The 12679-nt window shown below is 60.2% G+C and carries 4 protein-coding genes; all 4 read right to left on the reverse strand.

Translation table 11 applies throughout. The annotated features are described in order from the left end of the window. Positions 1-279: 279 nt before the first annotated feature. On the reverse strand, positions 280-5790 hold the full coding sequence (locus WCA85_RS07625; RefSeq protein ID WP_424062563.1) for a trifunctional serine/threonine-protein kinase/ATP-binding protein/sensor histidine kinase: 5511 nt from the start codon (positions 5788-5790) through the stop codon (positions 280-282). Positions 5791-6020: 230 nt separating this feature from the next. Beyond that, positions 6021-7784: an MOSC domain-containing protein gene (locus tag WCA85_RS07630; protein ID WP_424062564.1), complete on the reverse strand. Its 1764-nt coding sequence runs from the start codon at positions 7782-7784 to the stop codon at positions 6021-6023. Between the two features lie 179 nt (positions 7785-7963). Continuing rightward, on the reverse strand, positions 7964-9364 hold the full coding sequence (locus WCA85_RS07635; RefSeq protein WP_424062565.1) for an efflux transporter outer membrane subunit: 1401 nt from the start codon (positions 9362-9364) through the stop codon (positions 7964-7966). Positions 9365-9366: 2 nt separating this feature from the next. Further along, positions 9367-12528: an efflux RND transporter permease subunit gene (locus WCA85_RS07640; protein WP_424062566.1), complete on the reverse strand. Its 3162-nt coding sequence runs from the start codon at positions 12526-12528 to the stop codon at positions 9367-9369. Between the last annotated feature and the right edge of the window lie 151 nt (positions 12529-12679).

Consider the following 12679-nt stretch of genomic DNA (forward strand, 5'->3'; position numbering starts at 1 on the left):
GCGCGTCGTGCGGGAGGCCCAGACCTCCTGCGGAAATGGCGATCTTAAGGAGGCGCCAGCGGCCGCGAACGGACAACGTGAGATATACCGTCGTCGGGATTTGCAGATTTATCTCGGCGCCCGCTTTCTATCCGAATACGCGCCCAGCCCCCGCGCGAGAGCATCAAGCTAGACCCGCGCCGCTACCGCGTCGAGCCTCAGCACGGTTAGCGCGACGAGAACTGCTTTCCGAATGAGCTCGATCATGAGTGCAATTCCTTCGGTTGTTCTGCCCTTTAACTAGGATTTACGGTTCGCGACCGTAGAGGGCAGCGTGAATTGAAACGTCGCGCCTCGCCCGGGGACATCGGTGACCCACAAGCGCCCGCCATGCGACTCTACGATTGAGCGGCTGATGCGAAGTCCCATACCGGTGCCATGAGGTTTGGTCGTAAAGAACGGATCAAAAATCTGTGCCGCGAGTTGTGGCGAAACCCCCGTGCCGGTATCACTGACTGAAACAAGAATCTGCTCGTTGTCAGCCCGCTGCGACCTGATGACCATCTCGCGTATGCCATCAACGTCCTTCATTGCTTCGAAGCTGTTGACGATCAGATTCATCGCGACCTGCTGCAGCTGCACGCGATCGCCGATGACTGGAGGAAGATCGACTGCCAGTTCCGTCTGCACCGATACGTTGTATCGCGCTGCCTCGCCACGCAGCAGTCCCACCGTTTCCCAAATGATATCGCTGACACCAAACACCTTCCGGTTCAGCGTGCCCTTCTCGAACTGAGCGCGAATCCTTTCGATAATCTGGGCAGCGCGCCTTCCGTCTCCGATAATTCGGGTGACGGAGGCGCGCACTTCATCAAGATCTGGTTCGTCGCGATCAAGCCATCGCAGACAGGCGCCTGCGTTGGCGATCGCACCGGTAATCGGCTGAATGACTTCATGAGACAGGGAGGCCGTTAGCTCTCCCATCGTCGTTACCCGGTTAATGCGTGCGAGATCGGCTTGCGATTGACGTAGCGCGTCTTCGGCTCGCTTCTGCTCGTCGATGTCGGTGGTGGTACCAATAAATTTCAGAACCTTTCCTTCCGCATCACGCAAGACCACAGCTTGCTGGAGATGCCAGCGGTAGCTTCCGTCCTGAGCACGCAGCGAGCGGGTTTCTATGGTGAATCCTTGTCCCGAGCGCACCCCGCCCCAAAAAGCTCTCGATGCCGCTTCGCGATCCTCGGGGTGGACTGCGGTCATCCAGGCCTCCGGATGCGACCGGACGAAATCGAGAGTCTGACCGGAGTAGTCAAGCCAGACTTGATTCACGAAGTCAGGTGTGCCATCAGGCCTGAGCGTCCAGGCGGATACAGGGAGTCGCTGCAGCAGTCCGGCCTGGAGTTGCAGATCCGTATAGAGCGTCGCATTCTCCAGTGAAATGGCGGCTTGCGAAGCCAGCAACTGTAGTACAGCAACCCGGTCCGGCGTGAAAACGAACGGTGCCAGGTTGTTCTCCAGATAAAGTACGCCAATGAGCGTCGCCTGTCTGACAATGGGCAGGCACAAGACGGAATGTGCACGCTTGCGCCTCACGTATTCGTCCTCCCTGTAGACGACATCGGCTGAAGCGTCATCGAGAAGTACCCGCTCCAGCGACCGGAGCACGTAATGCAACGCAGATTGCGGGAGGTCAGACGGCGTGATGGCTGCTTGCCGAACCGCAACCTCGATCCTGCCCAGTTCACTGGTCGCCTCCGCTTCGATCCACGGCTCGTCGCCCTGAGCGCCACCCCGCAGGAGGATGAGCAGGCCGCGCTCGGCACCCGCATTCTCCACCGCAAGTAGTACCAGCTTCTCGATCAGCCGTGGAAGGACAATCTCGCTCGACAGTGCCTGGGAGACCTTGATAACCGTAGCGAGATCAAGAAGCTCGGTCGCCGCCACAATCGTGTTCGTCGGGCCCCGAGCCGCTTGTTCGTCCTTGACGTGCGGATAGAGCTGGTCAAGCTGTCTTACCTTGCCATCCGCGCCCCAGTTGAGATAGCAGTACCGGGCATCGCGCAGGTAGGCACGGGCATTCTTGTCGAGTCCCCGTGCTGCATAAAAACGCGCCGCCACTTCATTCGCTACCGCTTCATTGTGAACAAAAACATTCGTGTGCGCGGAGCGGATGGCCTTTTCATACAAGTGCTCGGCGTCAATAAAACGCCCTTCGATGCGCGCGATTTCCGCCCCCACCAGTGCGGCGCGATTTTCGAAATTCTCCGGGCAATGCTCCGCCCATATGGCAAGCTGCCTGTGGAGATCGGCCAGCGCCTCCAGGTGCTCCTGTCGGGAGGCCTCGGTTGCGGAATCAAAGGCTGCAGCGCGGGCGAGCGCGCTGTAAAAGTAATGCTCCGCCACTTCAAAGTAGGAGTGCGTTGCCCAGAGCAGGCGTTTCGCATTCAGCGACGCCTCGATCGCACAAGCGTAATCTCCCGCAAAGAAACGCGCCTGTAACTTTCGGACCCAATAAAAACACTCTCGTGTCGCCATAGTCGAGTTACCTGAGAAATGGCTCTCGAACTGAAGTTCGTCGAAGTGGTCGTCATTGAGCGAACCAAACTGGGCTGTCAGGCCGCGAAGCGTCCGGACGAACGCGAGTTGCGTTGCGATCTGGTCAATCAGGCGGCCGAACCGCACTTTTTCTGCGAACGCGAGGCCCGTCTCAGCTTCACGCTGCACCTCGGCCAAATGATCTCCCGTCGCAAGAAGATTGGTATTCAAGTGGTGGCAACTGTATGCCGCAAAAGTCAGATCCCCAGTCCTGTTCGCAGCGTCAAAGGCCCGCAGCACGAGTTCCCGTCCTGTCTTGACGTGTCGCCTCCATGGGATGACACAGTTGCCAAAACGCATATAGGCACGCGCCTGATAGCGATGCAATCCGTGTTTCTCCACGAGTTCGTAGCCTAGCTTGCCGAACTGGTATCCAGCCTCATAGTTCCCGAAATGGGGTCCAGCGATCATACCGAGCGTGACATACGCGAAGCACGATGCGTCGCTGTTGCCATGCTCGAGGCTAAGGTTGGCCATCCGGCAAAGCACGAGAGCAAGCAGGTTCTCATCGGTGAACTGAGCAGTGATCACAGCCTCGGTGCAAACATCCAGAACATCGAACACATCCGGATCGGTGACCAAGGGCAAGTCCACCAGTTGCCCGATGGGTCGGGTTCCCACCCAGGACCAGATTTGCTCGTATTCCCGTGATACGTCCTCATCGGTGGGATGGGGTGACCAATCCTCACCGTGAACTCGCTGGTACTCGATGAATACGTCCACCCCGCGGTCGCTGCGACCCAAAACGTTATAGAGCGTCAGACGCAACCGTGTGACAAGCGCAGCATCGTGGGTGGTTTTCGCCCGCTCGGCCAGCATCGAAAGCCGCTTTTCTGCGGCAGCCATGTCAGCGGTCTGCAATTCGCATTCGGCCAGCAGATACTCGATCGGGAAGACAAGGTCGTAGTTGCGATTCCAGGTCTCGTCCGTCAACATTGCGCGCCCGGCGTGGAGATACTTGAGCGCCGAGGCGTACGCCGTTGACATCTTTGCGCGTCTGCCCGCGATGAGATTCAGTTCCGCAACGCGTTCATGTTCCGTGACCGATGTGATCAGATGAGCGCCACGGTTGAGTTGGTTCGCGATCTCGAAGATGCCTTCCTCAATCTTGTCTGACGCGGTGTGTGAAGCCATCAACATGCCGATGCGCAGATGCGCCTCTGCCCGCAACTCATGAGGAATCAAGGAGTACGCAGCTTCCTGCACACGGTCGTGGAGGAACCGGTAGGCATCTTTTGATCGAAAAATCAGACCCGTTCGGACTGCTTCCCAAAGCTGCCCATGCATTTCCTCGCTGATGTCTGGGTAAACCATGCGCAACGTTGTGAAGTCGGCGCTGTTCCCGAGGCACGCAAGCTGCTGTAGTGCTTTCCGCGTCTCAATGGGCAGGCGATTCAACTTCCCCACCATCAGGTCCACGACATTGTCGGTGTAACCCTTTTCGTGAATGCGGTTCAGGTCCCAGGACCATTGCCCTTCGAGGTGATCAAAGGTGAGTAAGCCCTCCTCGAAGAGCGCATAAATAAAATGAATAGAAAAAAATGGATTACCTGTCGTCTTCTCTTCGACTAATTCCGCCAATGGACCGGCACGTCCCCGTTCGCAATGAAAACAATCTGAAATCAACTCCTCCAGGTCGTTACGGGTCAGAGGCGCCAGCACAATGTCATGCACGGTCGCTCCCGCCTGGCGAATGGCTTCCAGCTTGCGCATCAGCGGATGTGTCGGAGCCACTTCGTTATCGCGATAGGCACCGATCAACATCAGACGCTTCACGTCCGGATGCGTAAGCAGGTCCTCCATCAGATCTAGCGTAGCCGCGTCTAGCCATTGCAGATCGTCGAGGAAGAGCGCGAGGGGGTGGTCCTGCGTGAACACGCTGACAAATCGCCTGAATACCAGCTGAAAGCGACTTTGCGCATCCTGTGGCGGAAGTTCAGGGACCGGGTGCTGCTCGCCGATGATGAGCTTCAGTTCGGGGACGAGATCCACCATGAGCTGACCGTTCGGACCGAGCGCTTCCCGGATTGCGTCGCGCCAGCGGCCCAGCTCGTCTTCGTTCTTCGCGAGGATCGGACGGATGAGGCTCTGAAAGCCCTGCGCGAGGGTTGCATACGGTATGTCGCGCTTGTACTGGTCGAATTTGCCAGACGCAAAATGGCCACGAGGCGGGACGAGCGGCTTATGCAGTTCATTGACCACGGAGGACTTGCCGACACCTGAGTAGCCCGAAACAAGAACGAGTTCCGGACGCCCGCCCGCGACGACCCGATCGAAGGACGCCAGCAGCGTGTTGATTTCGGAGGCTCGCCCGTACAGTTTTTCGGGAATCAGCAACCGGTCTGGTTTGTCGTGTTCGCCAGGTGCGAACTCGTCGATGCGGCCATGAGTTTCCCATTCTTTGAGACAGCGCTGAAGATCCCGTTCCAGGCCGACTGCTGTCTGGTAACGTTCTTCAGCGGTCTTGGCGAGCAACTTCATGATGATGGCCGAGACTGTACCGGGGATGTTTGCCGCCCGTTCGCGGGGCGATACGGGCTGCCTTGCGATCTGGCAGTGCACCCATTCCATCGGATCAGAAGCGGTAAAAGGAAGGCTGCCAGTCGACATTTCGTACAGCGTGACACCCAGGGAATAGAGATCGCTCCGGGAATCGATAGAACGGTTCATCCGTCCGGTCTGCTCGGGCGCCATATAGGGCAGCGAGCCGGCGATGAATTCGGGGGCCTCGGGCGCCTGGCGCTCACGAGGGAGCCGGGACCCAATGCCAAAGCCGGTGAGCCACACGCGGCAAGTGTCGTCGACCAGTGCGTTGGCAGGCTTGACGTCCTTATGGATGAGACCTTGCCGGTGAGCCTGGCTCAGTGCTGCCGCCAGACTGATGGCAGTACGCAGGAAGCGAGTCAGATCGAGCGGGTGTCCCTTGTGCTGCTCAATGACCCGATCCAGCGGTTCGCCGCCTGGGTCTTTGAGAATGAGGACCGCGCGCCCCTGGTAACGGGTCAGTGCGAGCGGCTGGGCGGCCCATGCCGCGTCGAGTTCGGCCGCGAGCGACCATTCGTGTTCGAGTCGCCGCAGGTTCTGCGGCGACGGCTGTTCAGCGGCGACCGCGAGCGCCAGGATCGGCGTCGGGTTGCCGAGTTCTCTGCCACGGTAAAGCGTGAAGTCCGCCTCCTCGCGAAGCGGCTCCAACATGAACCCGAAATTCTCTGCCATAGAGAACACTCGCGTTGTCAGGAAGAAAAGCCGCGTCTCTCCCAGAGAGAAACGGCTCCCGAAATTCCGCAATTGTGGGCAATGCTATTGTTAGATCAGAGGAAGCGCCGAAGCTGGGCAACCGGCTCTTCCCGTCGCGAGATTTGACGATTGTCTCACACCGATGCGCGATCAGTGGATGAGGGTTGGCCTTTGGTTTGCGCTGATGATGGGCAGCAATCCGCGCGAGTTCAGATGTCGATTACCACGTCACCGCGCGGCGAGGCGCAGCAGATCAGGACATTTCCCTGAGCAGGCGGGTCGAGTGGATCGGGCTGGTACTCAATGGGCCCAGCGATCAGTCCGCTCTCGCATTTGTGACATACGCCGGCGCGGCAGGCCCAGCGGACCGGGACGTCACATGCCTCGGCCAACTCCAGGATGCTCCCGTAGGCCGACGCATTCCAGCGTGCGGCGATGCCGCTGCGCGAAAAAGATACCAGCGCACCGCTCGTCGCTTCGTCTTTGGGCGGATGCGGAGCGCGTGTCGAACTGCTGACGATACCGGGATTCAGCGACTCGCCGCCATTGAATACTTCGGCGTGAACTTGCTGCGGCGCCACACCCAGATTCGCAAGCGCCTCTTTCATGTCCGCCATGAAGCGTGACGGTCCGCAGATATAGATGTCCGCCTCTCGCGAGACACCCGCCTCATCGAGCACCGCTTGCGACAGGTGACCGATCGCGTCGAAATTCTCACCCAGTTGGTCGCGCGAGTCTGGCACGCTATAGCAGATATGGCGGTGGCCATGGCTCAACGCGAGCATGAGACGGCCGGATTCGGCAGCGAACGGATGATGTCGCCCGTCGCGCGCCGCATGCATCCACACGACCTGTCGTGCCGACCGAGCCGCAGACAGCGAATGCAGCATGGCCAGAACAGGCGTTGCACCGATTCCCGCGCTAAGGAGCACCACCGGCCCCTCCCCCGGCTTGAGCACGAAACTTCCGCGCGGAGCGCTGACGTCGAGCACGTCGCCCGAGCGGACATGCTGGCGCAGATAATTTCCCGCCGCACCGTGCGACTCGATCTTCACACTGATCCGATAGTTTTCCGTCGAGAGCGAACCCGAAAGTGAGTAGCTGCGGAAAAGCGCTGGCCCTTCAGCGACCGGTTGCAGGCGTAACACGACGTATTGGCCGGGTAGCGCCCTCTGCAGCGGTTGTCCGTCTGTGCTTCCGAATGTCAGCGAGAGGACATCGGTGGATTCCTCCTCGATCGCCGTCACCTTAAGCGGTCGAAAGCCTGGTGTGACAGCATTTGAAACCGCCGCAGGTGCAAGGCCGGCATTCCCCGTCGTCGCACCTTTTATGGAGCTCTGCAGCAACGCCTCGAACGACCCGTGCCATCCCGGGGAAAGCGCCTCTATTCGCAACGCACGCTCCAACCGGTCGCGCGAATGATCGGTTGAATACAACAGGGCGTTGATTTCGGCGACGGTCATTCGCTCCTTGCCCTCTCCAACCTTCAGGATCTCGTCGCCGGCACCCACTTCGCCCTCCTGCAAGACCCGAAGGTAGAACCCGGGCCGGCCGCTGGCAGTCAGGAATGCCGGCATCCGCGGCTCATTCATGCGGATGCCGATGCGATAGCAGGTGACCCGAGGTTGCGAGACCTCGAACAGCGCGCCCCCGATCCGATAGCGGTCGCCGATGCACACATCCAGGTCAGGCATGCCCTCGATCGTAAAGTTCTCGCCGAACTGTCCGTAGGTGAAGTCGGCCCTGCTCAACTGCTCCTGCCAATGACGATATGACTCAATCTGGTAGACGTAGACGGCTCGATGCTCGCCCCCGTGTCCGGCCAGATCGCCTTGTCCGTCTCCATCCAGATTCAATCGCCTCGCTCGACAAGGGCCTTGCACCGGCATCTTCCAGATCCCGGTGTGCACGGTGCGGCCCTTCCACTCTATGTCGCGCGGAAGTCCAACGTTCACGGATAGCAGTCGTGCCATGTTTCGCCTCCGCAGCCATCTACACATTGCCACAATGCGGGTGCCAGGGCGCGCCACCGCCCCGGAGCGACTTTCTTAGCGATTGTGTGCATACGGGCCCTCAGGGTAAATGGGCACCGTCGAACAACAGTTTTGTCTCTCTGGCATCAATGGGGTCATGGCTTTGCAACCCTGACCTCTCACCGCGGTGTATCAACCGCCCATCCATACCCGAGCGACGTATACAGCGTAACGATCTGCGCCAACTGCTGATCCTGCAACTGCGACTGCTGGAGCTGTGCAGCGAACAGGCTCCGTTCTGCGTCGAGCACTTCCAGATAGCTGGTATAGCCCCCCTCGTACAGATCGCGGGAAAGCGACTCATATTGCGTGAGCGCGTCGACCTGCCGGTCCGTCGCCTGTAACTGGTCACGCACGCTCGACACCCCGACAAGCGCATTCTCCACATCCGCAAACGCCGACTGGATGGTCTGTTCGTAGCCGAGCAGCGCTTCCTGCTGCTGCGCCTCGGCGGTACGAACGGACCCGGCTATCGCGCCGCCCGTAAAGATTGGCTGCGAAATAGCGCCCGCAAATGACCAGATGCGCGCCGGCCCCGTCCACAGCCCCGAAAGCGCCGTGCTTGCCGCACCGAAAAGTCCCGTGAGCGAAATGCTTGGGAAGTATTGCGCACGCGCCGCCCCGATGGATGCGTTGGCGGAGATCAACGCCTGTTCGGCCTGCACAATGTCCGGCCGGCGTTCGAGCAGCGACGAGGGCAGCCCCGCAGGGACCACCGGCGCAGTGAGCTCCGTCAGCGACTTGCCGCGCGGAATCGGTTCCGGGTTGTCGCCAAGCAGCAGCGACACAGCATTCTCCTGCTGCGCGATCTGCTGCTGGAATGCATACACCGAATCCTGCGCCGATTCGTACTCCGATTTGGCCTGGCTCACCTGCAGTTGCGATACGACGCCGCCACCAAAGCGTTCCTCGAGCAGATTGACCGCGCCCAGGCGGCTCGCCAGCGTCTGCTTCGAAATCTCGAGTCGCTGGTCGAGATCGCGCAGCAGCAGATAGCCGGTAGCCACACTCGAGATCAACGCGATCCGCGTCGCCTGCTGCGCGGCCTGAGTGCCGAAATAGTCGGCCCTCGCCGCTTCGGTCATGCGCCGCACGCGGCCGAACAGATCGATTTCCCACGATGCCATAAGGTCGAGTTGCACCTGATTGCCGACTGCGGGCGGGAAGCCCGGCGCGGGCACGCCACGACTGCGACCGCCCGCGAGGTTAGCACTGACCTGCGGGAACAGCCCGGCGCGGGTGGTCATCAGGCGACCGTAGAACTCGTCGACGCGTGCGGCGGCGATCGCGAGATCCTTGTTCTGCGCGAGCGCACGCTGAATCAGCGAGTCGAGCACGGGATCGTTGAACTGACTCCACCATTGCAGGACCGACTCATCCACCGCTTCGGCATCCGGCGACGCGTAGCGGAAAGACGCCGGCGTTGCAATGTCCGGACGGTGATAGTCGGGGCCAACGGTGCAACCGGCGAGGCAGCAAGCCCAGACGACGGGCGTGAGGCGGCGAATGGAGGGCTTCATGCTTAACCCTCCTTGTGTCCGGTCGGGGCCCGCGGCTCTGCCCCCGGCTCAGGCTTGCTTTTGCCCCGCGACGACAGTGTTTCGAATCCCCAGAAAAACATAGGAATGAAAAACAGTGCAATGACCGTTGCGCCGAGCATTCCGAAGATCACGCCTGTGCCGAGCGAACGACGGCTCGCCGCGGATGCGCCGCTGGCAATGGCAAGCGGCACGCAGCCGAGGATGAATGCCAGCGACGTCATGATGATGGGTCGCAAACGCAGCTTCGCGGCCTTGAGCGCGGCATCATAGGGCGAGAGATTCTCCTTCTCGCGCATTTCCACAGCGAATTCGAAGATCAGAATGGCATTCTTCGCCGCGAGCGCGATCAGCACGGTCAAGCCAATCTGGAAGTACACGTCGTCTTCCATGCCGCGCAAAAGGATGCCGATGAGTGCCCCGAATATTGCAAACGGCACCGCAAGCAGCACTCCGATCGGCAGTGACCACTTCTCATATTGCGCGGCGAGAATCAGGAACACCATCAGCAACGCGAAGGCGAACACCGCCGCCGCGGTCGAGCCGGCCTGTTTCTCTTCGTAAGCCTGCCCGCTCCACGAGTAGCTGTAACCATCGCCTAGTACTTCCTGCGAAATCTGCTCCATCGCGGCCAGTGCTTCGCCTGAACTGTGTCCCGGCGCGGCGTCGCCCGTGATCTTCGCGGCGGGGAAGTTGTTGAACCGCGTCACGATATCCGCGCCGGGTACAAAGCGGAATGTCGTGACGGCCTTGATCGGCACCATGTCACCGCTACGATTGCGCACGTAGAGTTGCTGGATATCTTCGGGCTGCGTGCGGTACTGCGGCTCGGCCTGCACGATCACCTGGAAGAGCCGGCTGTTTTTGGGGAACTGGCTCACGTATGAGGAGCCGAACATCGTTTGCAGTACGGAATAGACGTCCTGCACCGGCACCCCGAGCGACTCCGCCCGCTCCCGGTCAACTTCGACCAGCAATTGCCGCGATTGCGTGTTAATGGTCGAATTCACACCACGTAGGGCCGGGTTCTGACGCGCCTTCGCAATGACGGCGCGCACCCTTGCCTCCAGATCCTGGTAGCTTCCATCACCCGTGCTTTGCAGCCAGAACTCAAAACCGCCGGTGGTGCCGAGACCTGGGATCGACGGTGGATTCAACGGGACCACCACGCCATCCTTGTAGCCGGAGAATGCCTTGTTCGCATCGCGGATCAGGTCTTCTGCGGTGCCGTTCTCACCGCGCTCCTTGAAACCCTTGAGGGTGATAAACAGCGTGCCAGCGTTCGACTTGTACTGCGAATCTATCAGACTGTAGCCGATCGGTGCGGCCACCGATCTGACCGCAGGCTGCTTCGCAAACCACTGCTCGGCACGTTGCGAGAGATCGCCAGTACGGTCGAGACTTGCGGCGTCGGGCAGTATCACCGCGCCGAGCAGATATCCCTGATCCTCAGTCGGCACAAACGACGAGGGAATATGTTTGAACAATCCGCCGGTCACGATCAGCATCACGACGATCAGCAGGATCGAGATGAAGACGCGGCGGATTGCAAGTTGCACCGCGCGACCGTAGCCGTTGGTCAGGCTCTCGAAGCGGTCGTTGAACCAGCGGAAAAAGCGGTTCTTCTTGTGGCTACCCGGCTTGAGCAGGATTGCGGCAAGCGCCGGCGACAGCGTCAAGGCGACCACGCCGGACAACACGACTGACACGGCAATCGTCACCGCGAACTGCTTATACAGTTGACCGGTAATGCCGGATAGAAACGCGACCGGGATAAACACCGCGAGCAGTACCAGCACGATCGCAATGACCGGTCCGGTCACTTCGTCCATGGCGTGTTTTGCGGCCTCTTTCGGTGGCAGACCGAACTCCGTCATGTTCCGCTCGACGTTCTCGATCACCACGATCGCATCGTCGACCACAATGCCGATGGCGAGCACCATGCCGAACAGCGTGAGCATGTTGATCGAAAAGCCGAAAGCCATCATGCCGATGAACGCGCCCAGAATCGACACCGGAACCGCGAGAATCGGCACGAGGGTCGCGCGAAAACTCTGCAGGAAGATGAACACGACCAGAATCACCAGTATGATGGCGTCGCGCAAGGTGTGGACGACCTCGCCGATTGACTCGTGCACGAACTCCGTCGTATCCAGCGCGACCTCGTACTTGAGGCCGGGCGGAAAGGCCTTCTGCATGTGCTCCAAGGTTTGGCGCACCTGTTTCGCGACCTGCAGCGCGTTGGCGCCAGGCTGCTGATACACGGCGATCAGCGTGGCGGTCTTGCCGTTGTAGCGCCCACGCAGCGAGTAGTCTTTCGCGCCGAGTTCGGCATGCCCGATATCCTTGATGCGAATTGTGGACGCGTCGCCGGAACCCGCGCGCAGAATGATGTTGTCGAAATCGGCGGCCTCGGTCATACGGCCTTTGGTCGCCACCGGGAACGTCTGCTGGACCGGTCCGTTGGTGGGCGACTGGCCGAGACGCCCTGCGGAAAACTGCTGGTTCTGGTTGCTGATCGCCTGCTGCACGTCGGCGACGGTGATGCCGAGTTTCGCCATCCGGTCCGGCTTGATCCAGATGCGCATCGCGTAGTCAGCAGAACCGAAGATCGATGCCTGGTTCGCGCCCGGAATCCGCTTTAACGCATCGAGCACATAGACGTTGGCGTAGTTCGCCACATACGACTGGTCATACGTGTTATCCGGCGAATAGATCGCGATCACCATCATGAACGCGGACGAGCGCTTCTGCACCGATACGCCTTGTGCCGTTACCGAGTCCGGCAAGGTTGGCAGCGCCAGGTTCACGCGGTTCTGCACATCCACCTGCGCGAGCGACGGGTCGGTGCCGGCTTTGAAGTACACCGTGAGCGTCATGTTGCCGGTCGACGAACTGGACGAATTCATATACATCATGTTGTCCGCGCCATTGACCTGCTGCTCGATTGGCGCGGCAACGTTCTGGGCGACGACCTCTGCGCTTGCGCCTGGATAGGTCGCGCTCACCGTGATGGTCGGAGGTGCGATGTCCGGAAACTGCGCAATCGGCAGGTTGAACATGGCGAGGGTGCCGGCCACCACGAGGATGATCGATACCACCGACGCGAAGATCGGCCGGTCAATGAAAAAATGGGCGAACTTCATCGCTCAGCCTCCCGACACGGGGCTGAGCGTAACGTCTACCCGGCGCGCTTTGCCGGGTGGATCGGTGGCCACAATTTGCGCGGGGCGTCGCATTTCGATGCGCGCGACGTCGACGCCCGCGACGACCAGCGCCGAGCGGACGGTCGCAGCG

Origin of the sequence: Paraburkholderia sp. (assembly GCF_049581445.1) — a bacterium.
Taxonomy (GTDB): domain Bacteria; phylum Pseudomonadota; class Gammaproteobacteria; order Burkholderiales; family Burkholderiaceae; genus Paraburkholderia.

What these genes read in the sequence shown, in the direction of transcription:
- WCA85_RS07625 (WP_424062563.1), bottom strand. Translation starts at nt 5,790, where the DNA reads ATGGCAGAGAATTTCGGGTTCATGTTGGAGCCGCTTCGCGAGGAGGCG.
- WCA85_RS07630 (WP_424062564.1), bottom strand. Translation starts at nt 7,784, where the DNA reads ATGGCACGACTGCTATCCGTGAACGTTGGACTTCCGCGCGACATAGAG.
- WCA85_RS07635 (WP_424062565.1), bottom strand. Translation starts at nt 9,364, where the DNA reads ATGAAGCCCTCCATTCGCCGCCTCACGCCCGTCGTCTGGGCTTGCTGC.
- WCA85_RS07640 (WP_424062566.1), bottom strand. Translation starts at nt 12,528, where the DNA reads ATGAAGTTCGCCCATTTTTTCATTGACCGGCCGATCTTCGCGTCGGTG.